Origin of the sequence: Turicibacter sp. KK003 (genome assembly GCF_037014675.1) — a bacterium.
In the GTDB taxonomy this organism is placed as follows: domain Bacteria; phylum Bacillota_I; class Bacilli_A; order MOL361; family Turicibacteraceae; genus Turicibacter; species Turicibacter faecis.
This window is the reverse complement of the sequence record NZ_CP142738.1, coordinates 1207736-1230208: the sequence shown is the minus strand read 5'-3', so window position 1 is coordinate 1230208 and position 22473 is coordinate 1207736. Positions and strand designations below refer to the sequence as shown.

Sequence of the window (22473 nt, the reverse complement as noted above, 5' to 3'; positions counted from 1 at the left end):
TTCTTTTCTATTCCTCAAAAAAACCACGTTTAGAATAATCAACGTTGATCCCTTCCTTTTCAAGGAAAGGAATCACCTCACGCGCCCACTTTCCACGAACAATGCTAAATTTATTTTGATGGTAATTTCCAATATCTATAATCGGATTTCTCGTTGCATTAATGTAGTATTTTTTTGTTGTCGAAAAACGCATCAACTCCCATTGCCACGGATTTTGAGGAATTTTTAATTCATTAATGAGCTCTGTTCGCTTCCAAATTCCCGGTTGGCAACTATGTAAGTATGGAGCCATTGGTGGCCGTAAATTAAATCCAGTTAAATCGGTTTTAATATTCGGACTATACTCTAACTCAAAGTTAAACATCACTGTATTTTCTCCAAAATGATCGATGCAATACTGAATGCGTTCCTCATTCACCTGACTCCGAATAAAAAAGTCATCTAATAAAATAATTACATACTTGGTATCAAGTAATTCGAGCGTTTTCTTAATACGCGTTGTCCAAACAGGCTCATTTACACAAAGTGTTGGTATTTTATCATAGCTTTTTGTTTCCGTCGCTAAATAAATTGGAAATGTGCAGTTGGGCCAATATTTTTTGAAACAGTGATAAAAGATATCCCATAAATCATCATAGCAATCACAACTTAATACTAAAATACACGTTTGATTCATCTTCACGCCTCCACATTCTCTCTCTTCCAATTTTCATATAATTGATTAAACGTTTCTTTTAATCGCGGGTTGCGTTTAACCTTTTGACGGACAGGAGACAGATGGAGTTCTGAAAAATGAAGGTATTGTGTACGGTATTGATCATAGAGTCCCTTCGCTTTTAAATCCAATCTCACTAAAGCTAACGATTCAAAAATTTCAAGACAATGCTCATTTATCACATGGACAATGCTATTTGGACGTTGATAATAATAATAATAGAGAGGTTCCTCTAACAACGTGATTTTTGGTCTAGCTAATAGTAAACGCAACGTGATGATGACATCCTCCGAATAAGATAGTGGGGGAAAATTCAATCCCGTTCCCTTTAAATAAGTATGTTTCATAAATTTCGCCCAAACAGCAGGAGCAAGTTGCGCGTTTAGGAAACAGAAAATTGGATCTCGGTTTATCTCATCCTCAGAAGTAAAAAATATTCGTAGGGGATGATCGCGTCCACCCTCTTTTAAAAAGGCCTGATAAATGACCATATCCGCCTCAGTTTCTACTGCCTTTTGATAAAGGGTTTCACAGGCTTTAGGAGCCAACCAATCATCTGCATCTAAAAATAAAATATACTCGCCCGTAGATTGGGCAAGACCGACTTCACGTGCTTTAGACGATCCTTGATTTTCTTGATGAATCACTTTAATCGATGGATACATTTGTGCTAACTCATCACATAAATTAGCGGTTTTATCGGTCGAACCATCATTAACAAGAATAATTTCAATCTCCTGAAGTGTCTGTTTTAAGACTGATGAAACACTTCTAATCAGATAATCCTCTACCTGATAAGCCGGGATAATAACACTCACCTTAATCACTATCTATTCCCTCCCTCTGCTCAATAATAAACTTTCCATTCAAATATTTCTCATACCAATGCTGATACTGCGAATCAAATGCCGCCTTTAATTCCTGATTTTCTAGACATACTTTTTTTACGGGTGATAAGTGTTGGAACGCAAAGTTAATATATTCTTTTTCATAGCGATCATATAATTGACAACCTCTTAAAACATTAGCCACTTCTTCTAAGGCCTTGAATATCTCTAAACGTGTTTCGTTCACCGAATGCACTAGACTCCCTTCTCGTTGATCATAATAATAAAATCGTTGATCACAAAAGCTAAGCTTAGGATGATAGCGTAGTAAACGACTTGTTACAACAACATCTTCTGCATACGATATGTCGGGAAAATGAATCTGATGTTCATTCAAAAAACTTCGTTTAATAAATTTTGCACACATCGAAGGTTTAATTTTATCCTGTAGGAAATGAAGGACTGGTGTAGCTGCAATCTCTTCGGGACATCCACTAAAAATATTCAGTTCATACCCCTTATTTCCGATAACAAGTACCGCTTGAAAAAGGACAATATCCGCTTCTTCGAGCGTCGCTTGCGTATACAATTTCTCTAAGGCCTCCTTATCGAGCCAATCATCTGCATCAAGAAATAAAAGATATTCCCCCTTCGCCATCTGAACCCCGACTTCACGCGCTTTCGCCGATCCTAAATTACTTTGATGAATAACTTGGATATTTTGATAGGCCTTCGCAATATCATCACTTAGTTTAGCCGTTAAATCAGTCGACCCATCATCAACGATAATTATCTCTACGTCCTTGAATGTTTGCCGTAAAACCGATGACACTGATCTTAAGATATATTTCTCTACTTGATAAGCCGGAATAATAACACTCACTTTATATGGAGAATAATTCACTTGCTTCTTCCATTGAAAATCATCCACAATTGTTTGAAGAATATTTTCAAGTTGGGTGATCCCACGCTCAAAACTTAAAGACTGCGCTGTCTTTAATCCATTTTGAATGAGTCTCTCTCTTAACGCCGGATTCGTAAGTAACCGTGTTAACCCATCGGCCAATTCAGAGACTTGATGCGTTTGTGAAATAAGGGCATTTTTTTCATGTTGGGCGTATTGCATAATCCCTCCACAATTGGTTGCCACCACACATACACCTGAAGCCATCGCTTCTAGTGGCGGCATAGCAGCTCCTTCATAATCAGAGCAACTAAGTAAAATATCCGCCTCTCGATACACTTTTGCCAATTCTAGTTGAGAAACATTTACCTGATAATCAATCTCAAAAGGAACCGGACTAACTTCTGGTTTGACTTGACATGCCCACACTACTTTAAAACGTAATCCGCGATTCCAAACATTAACTAATACGGTTAAGGCTTTGACAAATCCTTTAAATTTTAGCACCGGATTTCCTACTAATAAGATAGTTAACTTTTCCTTTTCCTTTTTAACTTCCGGATAATAGAAAGACGTATCGATATAGATAGGAAAGATATATGAATTTTTTCCAAACCGAGTTTGAACAATATCATGCACGTATAACGAATTCGTCGCATAGTAAATGTCGTGTGAAAATTGTTTTTTTAATCTATTTCTTAGGATCACCTCAGATTGCAATGATTGAACATCACCATATAACGCCTCATGCCCTTGCTCCCAATAAAATACAGGGATGCGGTCACTGACCAATTCTTCAAACTCTCCGGTAAAAGTCGCAAAAATAATATCGGCTTCTAAATCATCAGTTAAGTAAGGTTCGTAAGGACGACGAATAATCTCCTCATCCGGAACGAAATCCTCAACCCATGTTGGTACAATACGATCATAATCTCCACGGATCATCAGTTTAATCCGGTATCCTAGTTTTTGTAAAAACTTCATTTGTTCGTATAAAATTTTAAGTCCTCCGGTTAACGATCGGTGAGTAATAACATAAAGAATCGTTAATGGATTCCTTGATTTCATCATGGGTTGTAAGGGTTTCACCGCTTTAGAAGTAGCGGGATAAATTTTAATTAATTTCTGATTTAGTTTAGGTAATCGATAGAATGAAATATCAAAAGATTTAAAATCCGGTATTGTCCACGTTTGATCCAAATTATCGTCTTTAACTAGGGCATAAATTAAAGAAACTCCACGTTGAATAAGCCAATGTAATAATGCTTCCCCCTCCTGTTTACTAAGCGTATTTAGCGCATCGGGAATAAGGACCACATCATACGCTTGATTCCAGTGCGTTTCATGCGTCCCCCCTAACGAGTGAAAAAAAATCTTTTCATAATAGCCTAAAACATTGGATGTCATCTCCCCACTATTTACAACACATAAATCAATCTTTTTATTATCTAAAAGATTTACACACCCTAACACCGGAGTGAATAAGGGCGAGGAATGAGTCACCTCAAGGATTCTAATTCCTTCAGGTAGTTCTAAAAATGGGATGACTTCCAAGGCAGCTTCCAAATTTTTCGTTTCCATTTTTCGCACTCCCCTCCTAACCTTCAATATATGACATTATATGAAAGTTCGCCAAAAAGTATCACTTTTTACCTCCAAATAAGCATCAATACTAGAACCCTTTCATAAACAAACATTATCAATAATAAACTGAATTTAGCGACCATTTCTCCTTCTCCCCTACAAGAGTTATCCAGACTCATGAGAATTAAACTCTTTCAAAAAACACCTAACCCTTCATGGAACGACCGCATTTTTCAATGAGAAATGTCGCTTTCATTTATATAAAAAAGCCCCTTAGTTTCATAGCTAAGAGGCTTTGTTTTATTCTTAGGTCATTAAATATCTTCTAATTGTTTCGCAATCTCTTTGACAATAAGATCAACATTTGTCATACTCAACGATTTTTTCTTGATCTGAGGACAATGTTTATCTAGCTTTCGCGTCATTCCATGATTTAAAATATTTGTTAACAAAATGGCTAATTTTACGCCATTAAAATATTGATCATTATATCGTTTATCAACCTCAAAATACTTACAATTTGGAAGAATCTTTTTTAATTTTTGAACCGTTGGAGTTGCGCCCCCGACAATCATCACCTCAGGGCAATTTATTTTCTCAATGTCGAGCGCCTCGTCCACAACAATCTCCGTCATGTGATTCACCGATGGAGACCCTTCCTTTATGGATAGCTTGAGTGTTGCATATTCTCCCTGTAAACTTATTAACTCCTGTTCCAGACGCTCCTTTTCTTTTAAGGTTGTTATGAGCGTCGATTCTAATTCCTTCATTTTTGTTTTATTAGCTTTTTCCAAAGCGTCTTTTTGCTTACCTAATAAAGATTTTAAATCGGTATTCATCTCTTTTACCCGTGTTAATTCGTGTTTAAGGCGGTTCACCTCTTTTTCTAATTGTTTAGAAATAGATGGATCCTTCGTATGGCAGGACTGTAAAAAAAACTCCCGATTTTTTTGCATAATATTACTTAGGACAAAGTACGGTAATAATTCATATAACGATTGTTCAAAAGCGACGAAAATAGGCATCGGTAATACAAATTCACCTAACCGTACCGTCTGCTCCTCATCCGTTCCATACTCCTCATCTTCATCCGTGCAAAGTAGCAATGCCATCAACTGATAAACGTCTGCTTGTGTTAAGCGATAATCCATCTTCTGTGTCCATAACCCTAAATCTTTTAACCATTGAATCACTTTATGAGATTCAGCTGATTGGAAAAACGACTCCAGTTTGGCATTCAAAAAATCAACCACATTTTTCCCTAAATAGTCAGAGTATCCGCGACAAAAGCTTTTAATTCGCTTTGAGAAGAGCGAGTTGGATTTGACCAATTGATTTTTCAAGTAAAAATAACTTTCTTCCTCGAACTCAAAAAAGATTTGTTCCTTTTCTAATACACTCTTTTTTAATGTATTAAACGTGTTTTTTACCTCGTAGTTGACCCCCTGTTTTTCTAGAAAAAAATCAAGCACAGACAAATAAATTAAAAACTCCTGTTCATCAGGTTTTTCTTGATAGATAAATTTTTTAAGCTCTACTTCCTTTAGCACAGGATGCTTTCCAAGCTTGTTTTTTATCTCTTTATAAAAACGCGGATTTTGTTTATATAATTCATCAAATAACGCATTGAAAATAGTCTGATCGTCGTTTGCTGCTTCAAACAAGCAATAAGCAAACTTCACTTTATATTCTTCCTTTAACAATGGCCTTTCCAAACACACATGACGATAATACTTATACTTATCCCGGCGTTGCCAAACAAGTGGAAATCGATGATATAACCCTTCAATCGTTGAAAAATTATATCTTGCTAACACATAGGCCAAAAAGACTTCCCGATTTTCAACCAATCGAGTTCGTCTCATCCTCTCTATCCCCCTTTCTTTTTAACAGTATATGTGTATTCATCAGATAAATATGCGTTAAATACGAGCATTTTTCCGCTTATTCCAACGGCTCGGTTACCAAAAAAGGACAGTATACGCGATACTGTCCTTAAACGCTTTATTTTTTTAATTTTGGAAATCCGAAAATAATTGCCAAAATTCCGAATACACCCATTAGCATTGGATAATGGACATATTTTACAATTTCCATCGGGGAAATAGCTGCAAGACCTGCCGCCCCTAAAATTTGCGCTCCATACGGAATAAGCCCTTGCCAACACGATGAAAAAATATCAAGTAAGCTTGCACTACGACGCGGATCAATTTCATACTCCTCAGCAATTTCCTTTGCCAATGGTCCCGCCATGACAATGGCAATCGTATTATTCGCTGTTGCTAAATCCATCACACTCACGAGCGTTGCAATACCAATTTCTGCTCCTTTTTTAGAGCGAACGCGCGATTTGATTAAATACAATAAATAATCAATTCCACCATGATGTTTAATGAGTTCTAACACACCACCTACAACTAAACAAAGTAAGGCTAACTCCTGCATCCCCGCCATTCCCTGCGAAATAGCGTCAATGAATTGCTGTAACGTCAAGGCATGTGTCATAAATCCAATCACCCCTGCGAGGGCCACTCCGCTTCCAAGTAAAATAAAGACATTGATGCCCATTAAAGCCCCGACTAAAATACATAAATATGGAACAACCTTTAACCACTCAATTTGATACACCGCATCCAGCGTAACCTCATACTGTGAGGTTAACGCGAGTAAAATAATCAGGGCTAAAATCGCAGCGGGTAAAACAATTAAAAAGTTAACTTTAAACTTATCCCTTAATTCACACCCTTGCGTTCTCACCGCTGCAATTGTCGTATCTGAAATAATAGATAAATTATCTCCAAACATTCCACCACCGACGATGGCTCCAACAACAAGTGCTACATCAATTCCCGTTGCCTGCGCAACACCAAGTCCAACAGGTGTTAAAGCCGTGATCGTTCCAACTGATGTTCCCATAGAGACGGAGATAAATCCTGCAATAATGAATAGTCCAACCACCACTAAATGAGGTGGAAGTAACGATAAACTTAATTGTACCGTCGCATCAACGCCTCCCATCGCCTTGGCCACACCGGAAAATGCGCCCGCCAATAAAAAAATCATGACCATCATCATAATACTTTCTTGGCCAGCACCCTTACAAAATATACCTACCTTTTCATGAAATGACTGTTGACGATTCATGACGAATGCGGCAATTGACGAGAATAAAAATGCCACAAGAACGGGCATCGAGTAGAAATCTCCTGTCATGATTCCGCTTCCAATGAATAAAATTAAAAAGAGACCGAGTGGCAATAACGCCCACGGATTTCCTTTCCTTTGATCTGATTTCATCACTTTCCTCCTCCTAAGGTTCTAAACCTTTCCTACCAATCTACGCTTCCTTTATCAGACAATGGAATATGAATTAAGATTGAGAGACGTTTAAAAAAGAAATCTAAACATGTTTACCTTGTAAACGATTTAGTTAGACCATCCTTTGTCTTGCACGTCCTCTATATCGAATCTTTCAGTTGCCATATGAAATGTAGAAAGCACTTCTGTTTATACGGTTTATATATAGTTTACTGATGACCGTATTTTTTGTCAACATTTGCACCTTAAGTTTCGAAGCGTTTGTCCCATATTTTAAAAACATATGAAGAAAGGAGTATCGATTTTATGAGCATTAAACAAACCATCTTAGGTCGCCTTCATCAAGTGAATCGAGAGGGAATACACGAACTGATCCATTTTTTAACCCAAGAAAGTGATTATTTTACGGCGCCGGCGAGTGTCAAAGGACACGGTAACTATCCCCATGGACTTTCCATTCACTGTCATAACGTGGTAGAATTATTACTACAAAAAAATGAGATGTTTCATCTCGGTCTTTCACGTGAAACCATCTATTTAGCCGGCTATCTACATGATCTATGTAAGGTTAACGTCTTTCATCCGACGCTCAAGCTTAAAACTAATCAAAAGGGAGAGCGTGAATGTTACTTTACTTACGAGTATATCGACGAACTCCCGCTTGGACACGGTGAAAAAAGCGTCATGATAGCCCAGCAATACATTCGACTCACGATTGAAGAAATCATGCTCATTCGATGGCACGCTGGACCGCATACGATATGTGACAACACTTACCGTTACGATCAAGTGCTTAAGCTTTATCCTAGCGTCAAAGCCATTTACACGGCCGATGAAGAAGCGGCAACATTTTTAGAGAAGGTAAAAGACGCCCCCACTTTTCAAATCAGCGTCTTCTATAATTGGAAGAAGAATGGCGTCCTCCCAAAAGTATAAGAAATTCCAAGGTAGGAGAAGAAACCGTTTTAACGCATTCATTTAACCTACTCGTTATACCTTTATAAAATACTAAAAAACCACTCGTCGGCATGAGTGGTTTTTTAGTATTTTATAAAAATTAGTTCCCCTTCTAAGCAGAGGACAACATGACTTGAATAGATCAACCTAAAGAAATGGATTATAAAAACGTGAACCATTAGAAAACGTAATCCATAAAAAGAGAATCATCAGTACCCCCATTCCTAAAAGGGCAAATCCATCCTGTTTTCGAAACGGGCGTTCACTATAAAACGTCCGTTTTTTATACTTTCCAAATGAACGTAACTCCATGGCGTAACTAATCGTTTCTATTCGATCAAGGCTTGTTAACACAAGAGGCATTAAAATCGCCCCCATATTTTTAAGACGCTTCGGCAATTTTTCACGACGAGACAAATCAATACCTCGTGCCTGTTGAGCCTGCGAAATCTCAATAAAATCCCGCTGAATATCTGGAATATAACGCATAGCAATCGCAACCGAATAGGCAATCTTATAACTCACACCGATCTTATTCAACGAGGCCGCAAATTCACTCGGATGAGTCGTTACTAAAAAAATGAGCCCGATAGGAATAATCGTCAAATATTTTAACGTCATATTTAGCTGATAAAATAACTGCTCCCAAGTCAATGTATAGGGACCGATAAGTTTTATCACATCATGTCGAGTGTGATAGATTGCTACCCCCTCATACGGAGAGAAAAAAAAGACGGCTAGATTATTAATCACTAAAAAAACGAGAATAAAATAAAACACAAAGGCAATCTCTTTAAAAACAATTTTTGACACTTTATACATCACAAAACTAAGACCTAGCATAACGACAAGAACACGTGTATCGTAACTTAACATCGCCGTCATCGACCACATTAGAAAACAAAGGAGTTTCGTACTTCCCGTCAATCGATGAATCCACGAATCTTTGTCAATATAGGCGAGTAATTTCGGATTCACCTTATGATCCCCCTTTCTCATGTGCAATAAATTTATAAATAAAGGACTCAGGATCCACACCGATGCGATGAGCTAGCGAATAAAGAGAGGTTTGCTTTAAATGAGCGGCCTCAATTAATTCTTTATGACTCATGACTTGATAGGTTGGGGCATCTCCAATTAAGCGTCCATCAGCCATGACGAGCGCACACGTCGTATATTCAAGCATGAGATGCATATCATGCGTAATCATTAAAATCGTCATCCCACGCTCATTGAGCATTTTTAAAAACTCCATAATTTCCCGATAATGCTTTAAATCTTGTCCAGCCGTTGGCTCATCTAAAATTAACACCTCAGGATTTAGCACTAAAATCGCCGCAATACTTACCCGCTTCTTTTGTCCGAAACTTAACGCCGAAATCGGCCAATTACGGAAAGGATACAATCCACAAATTTTCAATGTCTCATACACTCGACGCTTGATTTCTTCTGGATGAACGCCTCTTGCTACAAGACCAAAAGCCACTTCATCAAATACCATTGTCTTAGAAATCATTTGTCCCGGATGTTGCATGACAAGGCCGATTTTACTTGCACGTTCTTTAATGGTCGATCCGGTTAAATCTTCCCCTTTAAACGAAATATGCCCCGACGTAGGCTGGTAAAATCCGCTAATTAATTTTGAAATGGTTGACTTTCCGGCCCCATTTCGTCCAACTAAACTCACCATCTCGCCTCGATGAATCTCAAATGAGACGTGTTTTAGGACGTGGTGATCAGGCGAATAGCCGAAACTTACCTGATCAAACGATAAAATGACATCCGCATGTTCCCGACCCATAGGTGCTTTTGTTGTTTCAAACCAATCTTTTAACTGATCGACACAGCTCGTTAAATCCATTTGATCTAAACATTCAGGATTCATCGACTCACAAATAGTGCACCCGGCTTCCTTTAACGCACTAATATAAAGCGGCTCTCGAATCATCACCTCTTGAAGCAAAGGGGACGCTAATAATTGATTCGGCGTTAAATCGCCCACAATTTCTCCGTGATTCATCACAATAATTCGATCCACCTTTTGAGAAAGAACCTCTTCTAAACGGTGCTCAATAATCACAATCGTCTTATCTGTCTGTTGATGAATGTCTTCGATAAGAGCCATCGTCTTCACCCCAGTGGCGGGATCTAAACTAGCAAGTGGTTCATCAAATAACAAAATGTCGATCTCATCAACCATAACTCCCGCCATAGTCACGCGTTGTTTTTGTCCTCCTGAAAGTTCATGGGGTGAAGATGCCAACTTCGAATCCACTTCAACAAGCTCAGCGACACGTTGAACCATTTGATCCATTTTTGTTTTTTTGACATTTAAATTTTCTAATTTAAACGCAATATCTTCCACAACGGTCAACCCAATAAATTGATCATCTGGGTTTTGTAAGACCGTTCCTACAACCATCGATCGTTCAAAAATCGATTGCGTTAAAGCATTTTGACCTTTAATTTTAAAAGTTCCCGTTGTTTGTCCTCGATAAATATGGGGGATTAACCCATTAATACAATGAGCAAGCGTACTTTTTCCCGATCCCGATGGCCCGACAATCAAGACTTTCTCACCTTCATAAATAGTTAACTGAATATTTTTAAGGGTTGGACATGATTGGACATGGTACTGAAAGCTAAAATTTTCAAATTCAATCATCGGTTTTTTCATCCGTCCCATCCTTTCTCTCAACTAATAAATAAAAATTTAACCTTTCACTCACAAGGGCTAAACCTCTTTTGAATAAAAATATAAACTTATCATTCTAACCTAAAAGAACACTTGTTAAATAAGCGTCAACCTTCATATTATAACACACCTTTGTCGAATAACGCACGATTTTGTATTTAACATCCGTGAAAAATATTCTTGTTCATTTCATCATTGACAAAAATTCTTTTCTTTAATCCATCCATCTTTCATTTCGAAAAAAAAAGTGACCCTTCCTTGAAGAAGTAATCACTGATTGCTCATGAATTAATCTTCTATCACGAGACTTCCTTTTTTAATCCGCGTTTTCGCATAAGCGTTCACTAAAAGCGATCCCAAAATCCCCACGGTCACCATATTCGCACATCCAGCCACCATCCCTTGTAAATAAACTTTATCCAAAGGTTCAGCATAAATAAGAACATCAAGGGTTGGAGCGACGATAAACCACCCAACAATATTAGCGAAAATCTGCGTGAAATTAAATAAAATTATTTGTTTCATTCCAAAATAACCATCTTCAATTTTAAGCATTTTAGAAGACATTCCCAGGACAAGACCAATCATCGCCGAAGCAATGATCCAACTAAACCAAGGGGATCCAAAAATAAGGACATCTTTAAGAAAGTGACCAATCAATCCCGTCGCAAACCCCGCGAGTGGGCCATAAAGAACGGCAATTAAGGCCAAAACAGCATAAGCTGTTTCTAAACTTGTATTAGGAATTCCCGAAGGAATGGATGCAAATCGTGAAAGCACAACAAAAATTGCCGCACCAATCCCAATTGCTACCACTGTTTTTATAGAATGAGTTTTTTTCATGTTGGAGACTCCTTTTTACCGACAAATTTCCTTATCTTAAGTATAGCCATCCTCATTTATTCTGTCAACAGTGAACACTAAGACCCTTTTTGCTCGCTAATCGCCTTGGCCGCCAAATAAGCCATTGACATCGCTGCCTGAATATTATATCCACCCGTATCCCCATCAATATCTAACACTTCACCGACAAAATAGAGATTAGACACCTTTTTCGATTCCATTGTTTTAGGCTTGATTTCTTTAATGGAAACCCCACCCGTTGTCACCATCGCCACATGATATCCCCCAAGCTCTTTAATCTCCATTTCATATTCAGTGAGCGCCATCAACAAATTCTGCCGCGTGACCTTCGTTAACTCGGCACACTTTAACTCCTCATCAATCTCACACAACTCAAGGACCTTATCCGCGAACCGTTTCGTTAGCGGAAGATTCCGTACAATTGTTTTCACTCGTGTCTTCTTTCCTTCACTTAGTGCCTTCGTCAACTGACTTCGAAAATCCTCAATCGAATCCACCCCCACGAAATTACACTTAATGACATCACCCGACTGTATATATCGTGAATAATTAATAATCCCTGGTCCAGATACCCCAGAATGCGTCAATAAAAAGTCCCCTTGATACGTGCCAATCTTCTTCCCCCCACGCCAATGCGTATACGACAGCTCCTCAAATGATGTTCCCGATAAATCAGCCAAGGCGTAATTTTTTATTTTGAGTGGCGTTAATGCCGGTTTAGTTGGCACAATTTTATGTCCAAATTGCTTTGCAAAGACATAGCCATCTCCTGTTGAGCCAGTATGCGGATAGCTAAGTCCACCCGTTGCCATGACAACGACGCGACTCATAAACTTCCCTTTATTTGTCGTTGCCACAAACATGTCCTGCTCTTTAATTAGCGATTGCACCGCATGCTCATAATAAATCTCAACCCCTCGTCGCTCACATTCATCGACTAACACCCGAAGCACATCTTGTGACTTCAATGACTTTGGAAAGACCTTTCCTTTTTCTGTCGTGATAAATTCTAACCCTCTTTTTCTAAAAAAATCTAATAACTCCTCGTTTGAAAAAGCTAGCAGAGCTTGTTTTAAAAAACGAGCATTCTCACCATAACACGTTAAAAAATGATCCATATCCCCGGCTTGCGTAATATTGCATTTTCCTGCACCGGCCATCAATAACTTTCGGCCACAGGACTTATTTTTTTCTAAAAGAGCAATCCGCTGACCTTTTTTTGCACACCCAATAGCGGTAAATAATCCGGCAGGTCCACCGCCTATTACGATTATGTCATACTGTTTCAAGCATCTATCCTCCAATGATATTCAACTTTTTATCAACAAAATTTGATGAATTTAGTTTATCACGAGCCCACTTCTTTATGCAAGAAAAAAACCTAAGCATCCTGCTTAGGTTTTTTCAAAAAGGTGGACTAACTGACGTAAAATCTCCTCACAAACCCCGTTAATATTCGCTAACGAAAGAACACCAAGTTCTTCCCTCTCACCTAGCGACGCTAAATCCCGAATTAGAACTTTGTCTTTCCACCCCATTAACTCTTGGGGGGTTAACAAGGGCATGACAATGTCCGTTGAATGAATGCTTGTTAAACAACTGCGCATGTCCGCTAACCAGCTGGCTTGAGATAGAACAAGTTGGTCGAGCTGAGCCGTATCGTGATAATAATAATCGTATAATGTCTGCCTCGGAATGTGGTCTTTATGGGCATGAAAGTAGGGAGCATACACTTGATCACGCCACACATAATCGGTATAAAGGTGAATCAAATATCCCATTAAAAAGTCGGCGGATACCTCTTTTAGCTGTTGCCGGGCGACACTTAATGCATATACGTAACTCACCTCTGTTTCTTCGTAAAAGTGTGTTTTCGCCTTGTCCGACCAGGTCTGATTCGCCCGGATATGAATCGCGTCTGGACTAATGGCCCCAAGGACGAGCTCAGAAGTAAGTGAGCGATGGGTTAATGCACACCACCTCACTAAAAGATCTAAATGAATCACCGGTGACGGCATCCTTATCCCCTCTTTTCCTCTGGTAATTCAATCGCTAACAGACTAGATACAAGGTAGTCCTCTAGCTTTTGCGCACGTTCTTTCGGATATAAGGTCATCCAGTCGTAGTAATGTAAGGCCCGTTGGTTCTTCCCTTTTAAGTAAACAAGCGGCTCTTCCAAAGCGCCAAATTTTTCGGCAAGATAGGCACTAAAAGCAATTTTCAAACTAAAAGCCAAATATCCCTCTAGCGTGCGATGCCAAGGCTTTACTAATTTATATTGTTTAATAAGTTCTTTATTTTTTTTCAAACGACGCACTAGTGGTTTAATGAATGGCTCCAACGCGATTGGAGCCAACCAACATTCTAGTAAGGAATGAATAAATTCTGATTGATTAAGTCGGGGAGAACCTAACACCACATCTCCAACCTTAACGACAGATGAGTTTACATTAAAACTTAACAAATAGACACGTTGGTAAGACAACAACGGTGAATCAAACTCCTCATTGACCTTTTCGATCAAGGTCAATACATCCTTTCCTTGCTCATAAGCTCGAATTTGATCATTAATTTGCGGTAATCGCTTTTCTAGCCAGAAGCGTTTGAAATGAACTCGCTCTAACTCGGCGACAATCATCATTAAAGCACCCATCAATTCTTGCGCATCCTTTGCGATGAACTTTTTATAATCTTTCGTCGCCTTGACATAATCGGGCGATTTTTTATATAACGAAATCAAATATCGATTTCCCTCTAATAACTCGGTCATTTGAAAGTTTTCAAAATCAGTATCTGCTAAAATAAGTGGCAAGACAAGTTCGGAAACTGTTTTATTTTTCGGCAATACCTTTTGAATACGTTTGATTTCTTCTTTTGCATAATCACTTAAACAGTCCTCAAAGTAATGGAGGCACTTTTCTTCTTCAGTAGTTGTCAATACCGATGGCGGCCCGACTAATAACTCTAAAAAATAAACTAGGTCTATTAAATACGACGGTAATATTTCTAATGCTTTTGGTTGTTCAGTCATGACACTATCCCCCTAAAAAGTCTCTTATCCCTCTTATTTTATCATAACCCTTATCAAAAAGGGAATTTTAAAATGCGGAATATAAATTATTATCTCCCTAATTAATAATCGATAAGCCTCATATGAATCAGGTGTGTTAGAGTTTAAAGGGCACCTATTCGGATCCTTCTCTCGGACACTAAAAAATCATTACTATTGCTTATCGCCCCCAGCATGCAGGGGAAGTGCCATGATTTTCACCCTTTTTTTAGTCCGCTTTCAAATCCTTACGGCTTTTAAATGTTTAATCTTGCCACCGTTGATTTAGCAATCGAATCATAGCGATATTTAAGATTCCTCCTTGGGTCAGATAAAGCGTCAATTGTTTTTGCACGTAATTACAGGCCTGGTGTTTTAAATAAAGTTGAAGAAGTTCCTCACGCTGATGAAGGGTTAAAAGTGGACTAACGATACCCTCTACCTGATCTAAGTACTCCTCATTTGGTAACATTAATAATTCCTCAAGTAACAAGCGAAGTGTCCCCCACCCTTCATTTGTCAATGGGGCGGCATCCGCCCCCTCTAAATGATCATTTATTTCACGGTAGTTCGAAGAGTAAGGTAAATTTACAAAATCATAGTCTTGCTGTTTAGTCATCAGATACATTAAATAATAATAGCGTTCCACGGTTTGAAAACTGTCAAAGGGGATGTACTGCTTGAAGTATTTATGACATTCTTCATAATTCCCACGATAAAATTGATTTTTTCCATACAGGTAAATAAGCTGTGAACTTCTTTCAAGTGGCCGACTTTTCTCAAGATAGCTTTGTGCCAGCTCGTAACATTTCTCCTTCATCAACACATCAATCAAAAGCACCTGATAACTCACATGAGTTTGAGGTAAATAGACTTCTAATTCCCGGGCTAACTCCATATCCGTCACGCCCATTTTCCTTAAACAAGCAGCAATCGAGTATACGATTTTATATTGGCTAGAATCTAGCAGTAAATATTTTTTGTAGTGGTCAATCGCCATCTCATAATCACCATAATACTCATAAAGAGTCGCCAATTTCAAATGTGGCCATAACCCTTCCGCCCCGCTAGCAAACTCGAATTGTGCCCCTGGCTTACCGAGTGTCAGACAAGCCTCATAACTTCGAATGGCTCGCGTTGGGAACCCCAGCTGTTCTTCAATGGTTCCCTTAATAAACATTAAATACGTAAAATGAGGATAAATTTTAATACCTTCATCTGCAGCCGCTAGAGCTTCCTGACTTTGCTTATTAGCAAGTAAAGTATTAATTCTAAAAATCATTAACTTTGGCATATACCCTTTCTGGTAATCAGTTGCCTCATATGCCTTATTATAGTAATAAATAGCCTCCTCGTAACGATTTAATTGAACAAGCTCATTGGCATAATTAAACTGATGGAACGGATTATCAGGCTCTGCTTTCAATACCTCTTCTAAAATAAGCTTATTTCGGAACGGTTTCTTTTTCGCATTAACAACCTCTTTCAAATATCCTGTATGGTAAAACCCAATCTCCGAAAATTGGGAATTAACAGTCTGATTTGTTAACAGTTGTTCATGAATCGCACCTTTATAATAAAACCCTCTATTTCGCCGAAAGAGTCGGTGATTTAAATTAATCACACAACTTTGAGGACTATTATCCTCCGTAAAACTGAGTGTTTTGATGTAGTAACTATCTACATCTTTTTCACATAGTACCGACTGAAATAAAGCACGATCACTTTCTCTTAAATATTCGTCAGCATCTAACACAAGAACCCACTCCTGCGTCGCAAAAGAAAGTGAGTAATTGCGGGCCTTTGCGAAGTCGTTCTCCCACTGATAGTGTTTAACGACAGCATGGTATTTTTGAGCAATCTCAACAGTTCGATCGCTTGATCCCGTATCCACAATCACAACCTCACTGACCAACCCTTGCATACTCATCAAGCATTTCTCTAAACAGGACTCTTCATTTTTCACAATCATACATAAACTCACGGAAGGCTTCGTTTCCATCCCAACACCCCCAACTTAATGTCCCCCATTTTTTTAGCCATGTATCCTCCTTCTATCATATGCTACCACTGCTTAAATGCTCATTCTTTTACTATAAAAATCCTAAAGTCCTCACACCTATCTACCATAAAAATTAAAACTCGTAGAATCTACACAAAAATACGGGTGTATTTCCCACGAGTTTTATAGCCGTTGAACTTATTTAATACCTTCAACACAACTGCTTAATGATGGAGTTACTCTGTTTCAACAGGCTCATGTGATTCAATTGTTACTACTGGGTTTGATAATGGAGTAGCCGCTCCACCAGTTCCTAAATTAGTAACTTTAACCCCAACTTTACTTGCCGGTGTTGTATTAATAAAGGCAAAGTTTGAAGCTTTTTGAATTGGATCCCCTAATGCATAAGTTTCCGTATCACCTGCAGGAATAACAATTGGTTGGATAGAGGCTGTGACTCCTTCAGGGCGGATTTTAACAAAAATTGTTTGATCAATCGATTTAGATGTATCAAATAAGGCTTGCGCATCTGCACCACCAGCAATATCGCCTAACTCGGTTGATGCGGTATAAATACCATAAGGAGTAAGTGTAACTGGCCCATCAATAGTTACACTCGGTGTCCCAGTTACACTTACCGCTAATGACTCATCTTTCACTGTTGTTACCGTCATTATTTCTGGGAACTTAATGTCTACTCCCGTCACTTCTACTGCTCCATCTAACGTAACTGTTGGAACTCCTGTGACACTGACTGCTAATGGACCATCACCCGCTGTTGTTACCGTCATGACGTCTGGGAACTTAATGTCTACTCCCGTCACTTCTACTGCTCCATCTAACGTAACTGTTGGAACTCCTGTGACACTGACTGCTAATGGACTATCACCCGCTGTTGTTACCGTCATGACGTCTGGGAACTCAATATCGACACCTGTTACTGTAACCGCTCCATCTAACGTAACTGTTGGAACTCCTGTGACACTGACTGCTAATGGGCCATCACCCGCTGTTGTTACCGTCATGACGTCTGGGAACTCAATATCGACACCTGTTACTGTAACCGCTCCATCTAACGTAACTGTTGGAACTCCTGTGACACTGACTGCTAATGGGCCATCACCCGCTGTTGTTACCGTCATGACGTCTGGGAACTTAATGTCTACTCCCGTCACTTCTACTGCTCCATCTAACGTAACTGTTGGAACTCCTGTGACACTGACTGCTAATGGACCATCACCCGCTGTTGTTACCGTCATGACGTCTGGGAACTTAATGTCTACTCCCGTCACTTCTACTGCTCCATCTAACGTAACTGTTGGAACTCCTGTGACACTGACTGCTAATGGGCCATCACCCGCTGTTGTTACCATTATGACGTCTGGGAACTTAATGTCTACTCCCGTCACTTCTACTGCTCCATCTAACGTAACTGTTGGAACTCCTGTGACACTGACTGCTAATGGACCATCACCCGCTGTTGTTACCATCATGACGTCTGGGAAGGTCAATTCTAATCCGCTAATTTCAATTCCAGACACTTGAACCGGTCCATCAATCGTTACACTAGGAACTCCTATTACGTTTACAGTTAACGCATCATCACCCGCTGTCGTCACCGTCATGACGTCTGGAAACTCGACATTTAACCCTGTTACTTCTACTGCTCCATCAATGGTGACACTCGCCATTCCAACAACATCGACGGCTAACGCCTCTCCTTCTGTTCGAACAACGACTGGAGGAAGCGTTGCCACATTCACATCAATTGGATATTCAGCAACAATCGTTAATGGGGTATTTAGAATGTTAACATCGATGACCTCAGGCTGTGACTCACAGGCAATCATCGTACGTTGGGTTGCCCATCCACCTGATACATTCCAAACAATAATTTCAAACGTATCTCTTTCAGGATCCTCACATCTTGATTGGTAAACCCATTCCCCCGTCTCACAGTCTAAATCTAATATCCCATGACGTGGTTTTTGACAGACATAGAAAAGGTTACGTGCTGGACAGTTACCATCGACATCAACTCGACCTCTAATTGGTTGAGAACAGTCCCCTTTTACATAAACGGGACTTTCAACAATCAATTTACAACACTCACAGTCTACCTCAGGAATTTCAACTACGATAGATCGTTGTCCCATTTCGGGAATAAACGTAATCATCGTGTCCGTTTCCTTAACAACAGCCATCCCGTCCTTAATAGCCATTAAAACAGCTGCACGTGAATCTAATTCACGATAAAGGTCTCTAGGATAAATGACTTCCATGACCGTTAAACGTAATTTTGGCTTAGCAAATTCAGTTTGAACCGCTTTTATTTTAAAAATTGGGGACTCATCACGTCCATACTTAGCAAAAAGGTGGCTTCCGCGGGCATTCGAAATCATAATCAAACTATTTATTTGATTATTTCCAAAATTGCTATTCATATATTCACCTCATTTATAAATATTAAAATTAATCTAGATTAATATGACCGACTAACTAATCGGCCACATGATATTATATTAATCATTCTTTATTTCGGCACTACATTCGTTAATGCTACGCCATAAAATTTCTATTTTTAGGTAAATATACTTGAAAGGCGTTATGGGCCCCTTCAAAGCACCTCCCCTTATATAATACTAGGTACCCAATCCGTTGACATTTTTCACTTGAAATCATCTCGATAAATATACCCCATGGAATAGAAAAATACGTTTAAACTGATGAAAGGAAGCTTCCTTTATAGATAAAATAAACAAATCCGAGTGAAAAAAACATAAAAAGTAACAGTAGAAATAAAAAATCCTAGGATGTAGACACGTGTATCATCTACAGACTAGGATTTTTCAAAACAATTTACTTTTTAGTGAAGCAATTTATCTTCGATTCGGAGCGGCCAAAACCTGAGTCCAAATATCATCGTATTGTTTAATGAACTCGCCAGGATCGCGGAATGTTTCCATTGGTAAAGAATCCAACAATTCTTCAGAGGGACTATAAGCCTCATTTTTTGTCCATTCTTGATCTTCCACCATTTTTAATGTTTCCGTATTAGGTGTTGAATACATTACATATTCTGTATTCATTTTCGCAATTTCTGGACGTTGCATGAAATTTATAAACTCATGAGCTAGTTCAACATTTTGAGCCGTTTTAGGAATAACCATCGCATCTACCCAAATATTTGAGCCTTCCTTTGGAATCACATATTCCATATTTTCATTTTCATCCATGATATACGTCGCATCTCCCGAGTAAACAACCGCAAGTGCAGCATTTCCAGCAATCATATTATCAATAACCTGATCGGTCACATAGGCATACACGAGCGGTCGTTGATCAATTAAAAGTTGCTTCGCCTCTTCTAACTCCCCAATACTTTGCGTATTCATCGAATAACCAAGAAGCTTTAGTGCAACCATTAACGAGTCACGTTGACTGTCATACATAAAAAGGTTTCCTTTATACGCGTCATCCCATAACACAGACCATGAATCGACTGGTCCGTCAACAATTGTTTTATCATAGAGAACCCCCACTGTTCCCCAAAAATAAGGAACAGAGTATTTATTATCTGGATCATACGGAAGATACTTATACTTATCATCAATATATTTAAAATTAGGAATCAAGTTATAATCTAACGGAATTAATAAATCCTCTTGAATCATTTTTTCAATCATGTAATCAGATGGAAAGGCAACATCATAATTCGTTCCACCCGCTTTTATTTTTTGATACATCGTCTCATTTGAATCATACAATTCATAAACAACCTTACAGTCAAATTCATCTTCAAAAATCTTTAATACTTCAGGGTCAATATACTCCCCTACATTATACACGTAAAGTTTCTCACGGTTATCCTTTGAACAGGCACTTAACACTAGTACAAGTGAGGCGACTACCATCATCAATCCTTTTTTCATCAGATGACTAAACCTCCCTTTTCTTTTTAATCGATAAATTATTTGAAATTAAAACCGAGACAAGAATGAAGCTAACCATAATAGTTGCCAACGCATTCACCGTCGGACGAATTCCACGTTTCGCCATTGAATAAACCTCAATTGATAAATTAGTAACACCATTACCTGCTGTAAAATAACTAATGACAAAATCATCAATCGACATCGTAAATGCCATTAATGCACCCGCCATAATTCCCGGTAAAATTTCAGGAATAACGACCTTTCGAATCGCTTGCATCGGTGTCGCACCTAAATCCATGGCTGCTTCTGCTAAATTAGGATTCATCGCGTAAAGGCGTGGGAGAACAGATAACACCACATACGGAATACAGAACATAATGTGTGAAAGTAACATCGTCGTAAATCCAAACTTCATTTTAAGTGTTTTAAATAACATCATTAACGCAACGGCCAATACAATATCCGGACTAATAACAGGTAAATAGTTAATATTTAAAACAAAAGCTTTTGTTTTCTTCGTTAACTTAAAAATTCCGATTGATGTAAAGGTCCCAACAATTGTTGAAATTGCCGTCGCTAACACTGCAACAATCACAGTATAGAAAAGGGCTGTTTGCATTTGAGAGTCTTGAAGCAACTCCTCATACCATTGCAATGAAAATCCCGTCCATTTTCCACTTGACTTTGATTCATTAAATGAAAACACAATCAAAACAGCAATCGGTGCATATAAAAATAAAAACATAATCGCTAAGTAAAAGCGTGATAACCATTTATTTACCATGGAAGTGCCCCCCCTGCTTGACCGTCTGAATCAAATCGTTTCATTAACCAAATCGACAATAAAATAAAAATCATTAAAATCATCGATAACGCCGAACCAAAATACCAGTTTCCTGTTAATAAGAATTGCTTTTCAATCAAGTTACCAATCATCATAAATTGCCCTCCACCTAATAGCTGTGGAATCACAAACGTACTAACAGCAGGTAAAAAGACCATAATGATTCCCGTAATAATTCCAGGAAGCGTTAGTGGAAACACGACCTTAGAGAAAACTTGACGATTATTCGCCCCTAAATCACGTGCCGCATCAATTAAATTTTTATCCACTTTTGTAATCGCTGTATGAATCGGCAATACCATAAATGGTAAAAAGTTATAGACCATTCCTAAAATAATGGCAAAATCAGTATACATAATATCGACAGGCGCTAAATGAAAGAACTCCAAAATATTATTTAAGATTCCATTTTTCCCAAGAATTGAAATCCAAGCATAAGTACGGAGTAACATATTAATCCACATTGGCATAATAAAAAGTAATAATAATGAGGATTGTCTTTTGGGATGACATTGAGCAATCACCCAAGCTAAAGGGTACCCAAACAACAAGCACGCAAGGGTTGACCATAAAGCAATCCATAATGAACGAACAAGCGTCGAAATATAGATTGGACTAAAAAATTTCGTATAATTATTAATCGTAAAGCGAAAAGCCATTGGATTTCCATCGCTTGGATCAATGACACTGTATAAGAAAATTAATAACATTGGAATAATGATAATAATAGAAATCCAGACAATGTATGGATAACTTAACCGTTTTGTTGATTCATGCAT

The 22473-nt window shown here is 38.5% G+C and carries 17 protein-coding genes; 1 reads left to right on the top strand and 16 read right to left on the bottom strand.

From position 1 onward, the window contains the following. Window positions 1-7: 7 nt before the first annotated feature. The 5 genes from VXM77_RS06090 to VXM77_RS06070 all read right to left on the bottom strand — a co-directional run bounded on the left by VXM77_RS06090 (window position 8) and on the right by VXM77_RS06070 (window position 7327). A complete protein-coding gene (locus VXM77_RS06090; protein ID WP_161832481.1) occupies window positions 8-676 on the bottom strand; it encodes a hypothetical protein in 669 nt (222 codons plus the stop codon). A gap of 2 nt (window positions 677-678) precedes the next feature. After that, the gene (locus VXM77_RS06085; RefSeq protein ID WP_338507407.1) at window positions 679-1542 is read right to left on the bottom strand and encodes a glycosyltransferase family 2 protein; all 864 of its coding nucleotides are present in this window, start codon (window positions 1540-1542) and stop codon (window positions 679-681) included. Next, on the bottom strand, window positions 1535-4027 hold the full coding sequence (locus VXM77_RS06080; RefSeq protein ID WP_338507406.1) for a glycosyltransferase: 2493 nt from the start codon (window positions 4025-4027) through the stop codon (window positions 1535-1537). Before VXM77_RS06080 ends, VXM77_RS06085 begins: the two co-directional genes overlap by 8 nt. 317 nt (window positions 4028-4344) lie before the next feature. Then, a complete protein-coding gene (locus tag VXM77_RS06075; protein ID WP_338507405.1) occupies window positions 4345-5895 on the bottom strand; it encodes a hypothetical protein in 1551 nt (516 codons plus the stop codon). Between the two features lie 139 nt (window positions 5896-6034). Continuing rightward, on the bottom strand, window positions 6035-7327 hold the full coding sequence (locus VXM77_RS06070) for a Na+/H+ antiporter NhaC family protein (protein WP_320100845.1): 1293 nt from the start codon (window positions 7325-7327) through the stop codon (window positions 6035-6037). A gap of 327 nt (window positions 7328-7654) precedes the next feature. On the opposite strand from VXM77_RS06070, the gene VXM77_RS06065 reads away from it, so the two are divergent. Further along, window positions 7655-8284, top strand: a complete 630-nt coding sequence (locus VXM77_RS06065) for an HD domain-containing protein (RefSeq protein ID WP_338507403.1) — start codon at window positions 7655-7657, stop codon at window positions 8282-8284. 168 nt (window positions 8285-8452) lie between these two features. On the opposite strand, the gene VXM77_RS06060 is transcribed toward VXM77_RS06065, so the two are convergent. The 11 genes from VXM77_RS06060 to VXM77_RS06010 form a co-directional block, all read right to left on the bottom strand. Beyond that, window positions 8453-9283: an energy-coupling factor transporter transmembrane component T gene (locus VXM77_RS06060; protein ID WP_338507401.1), complete on the bottom strand. Its 831-nt coding sequence runs from the start codon at window positions 9281-9283 to the stop codon at window positions 8453-8455. Window position 9284: 1 nt separating this feature from the next. Then, window positions 9285-10982 (bottom strand): DUF3744 domain-containing protein, encoded by a 1698-nt coding sequence (locus VXM77_RS06055; protein ID WP_338507400.1) that lies wholly within the window; start codon window positions 10980-10982, stop codon window positions 9285-9287. A gap of 306 nt (window positions 10983-11288) precedes the next feature. After that, window positions 11289-11843, bottom strand: a complete 555-nt coding sequence (locus VXM77_RS06050; RefSeq protein ID WP_338507399.1) for an ECF-type riboflavin transporter substrate-binding protein — start codon at window positions 11841-11843, stop codon at window positions 11289-11291. A gap of 77 nt (window positions 11844-11920) precedes the next feature. Next, window positions 11921-13153 (bottom strand): NAD(P)/FAD-dependent oxidoreductase, encoded by a 1233-nt coding sequence (locus tag VXM77_RS06045; RefSeq protein WP_338507398.1) that lies wholly within the window; start codon window positions 13151-13153, stop codon window positions 11921-11923. A 105-nt stretch (window positions 13154-13258) separates the two neighbouring features. Further along, entirely contained in the window at window positions 13259-13870 is a 612-nt protein-coding gene (locus VXM77_RS06040) for a zinc dependent phospholipase C family protein (protein ID WP_338507397.1), read from the bottom strand. Between the two features lie 14 nt (window positions 13871-13884). Beyond that, entirely contained in the window at window positions 13885-14895 is a 1011-nt protein-coding gene (locus VXM77_RS06035; protein WP_338507395.1) for a hypothetical protein, read from the bottom strand. Between the two features lie 283 nt (window positions 14896-15178). Continuing rightward, on the bottom strand, window positions 15179-16915 hold the full coding sequence (locus VXM77_RS06030; RefSeq protein WP_338507394.1) for a glycosyltransferase: 1737 nt from the start codon (window positions 16913-16915) through the stop codon (window positions 15179-15181). A gap of 236 nt (window positions 16916-17151) precedes the next feature. Further along, window positions 17152-19359, bottom strand: a complete 2208-nt coding sequence (locus VXM77_RS06025; protein WP_338507392.1) for a hypothetical protein — start codon at window positions 19357-19359, stop codon at window positions 17152-17154. Window positions 19360-19794: 435 nt separating this feature from the next. After that, window positions 19795-20847 carry an ABC transporter substrate-binding protein gene (locus tag VXM77_RS06020; RefSeq protein ID WP_338507390.1) on the bottom strand — a complete coding sequence of 351 codons (1053 nt, stop codon included), beginning with the start codon at window positions 20845-20847 and terminating at the stop codon, window positions 19795-19797. Window positions 20848-20854: 7 nt separating this feature from the next. After that, window positions 20855-21634, bottom strand: a complete 780-nt coding sequence (locus VXM77_RS06015; protein WP_338507388.1) for an ABC transporter permease — start codon at window positions 21632-21634, stop codon at window positions 20855-20857. Beyond that, window positions 21628-22473, bottom strand: a complete 846-nt coding sequence (locus VXM77_RS06010) for an ABC transporter permease (RefSeq protein WP_161832704.1) — start codon at window positions 22471-22473, stop codon at window positions 21628-21630. Before VXM77_RS06010 ends, VXM77_RS06015 begins: the two co-directional genes overlap by 7 nt.

Coding starts and splice junctions, on each gene's coding strand:
- VXM77_RS06030 (WP_338507394.1), bottom strand. CDS start 16,915: ATGGAAACGAAGCCTTCCGTGAGTTTATGTATGATTGTGAAAAATGAA.
- VXM77_RS06070 (WP_320100845.1), bottom strand. CDS start 7,327: ATGAAATCAGATCAAAGGAAAGGAAATCCGTGGGCGTTATTGCCACTC.
- VXM77_RS06075 (WP_338507405.1), bottom strand. CDS start 5,895: ATGAGACGAACTCGATTGGTTGAAAATCGGGAAGTCTTTTTGGCCTAT.
- VXM77_RS06090 (WP_161832481.1), bottom strand. CDS start 676: ATGAATCAAACGTGTATTTTAGTATTAAGTTGTGATTGCTATGATGAT.
- VXM77_RS06065 (WP_338507403.1), top strand. CDS start 7,655: ATGAGCATTAAACAAACCATCTTAGGTCGCCTTCATCAAGTGAATCGA.
- VXM77_RS06025 (WP_338507392.1), bottom strand. CDS start 19,359: ATGAATAGCAATTTTGGAAATAATCAAATAAATAGTTTGATTATGATT.
- VXM77_RS06015 (WP_338507388.1), bottom strand. CDS start 21,634: ATGGTAAATAAATGGTTATCACGCTTTTACTTAGCGATTATGTTTTTA.
- VXM77_RS06020 (WP_338507390.1), bottom strand. CDS start 20,847: ATGAAAAAAGGATTGATGATGGTAGTCGCCTCACTTGTACTAGTGTTA.
- VXM77_RS06010 (WP_161832704.1), bottom strand. CDS start 22,473: ATGCATGAATCAACAAAACGGTTAAGTTATCCATACATTGTCTGGATT.
- VXM77_RS06055 (WP_338507400.1), bottom strand. CDS start 10,982: ATGAAAAAACCGATGATTGAATTTGAAAATTTTAGCTTTCAGTACCAT.
- VXM77_RS06080 (WP_338507406.1), bottom strand. CDS start 4,027: ATGGAAACGAAAAATTTGGAAGCTGCCTTGGAAGTCATCCCATTTTTA.
- VXM77_RS06050 (WP_338507399.1), bottom strand. CDS start 11,843: ATGAAAAAAACTCATTCTATAAAAACAGTGGTAGCAATTGGGATTGGT.
- VXM77_RS06035 (WP_338507395.1), bottom strand. CDS start 14,895: ATGACTGAACAACCAAAAGCATTAGAAATATTACCGTCGTATTTAATA.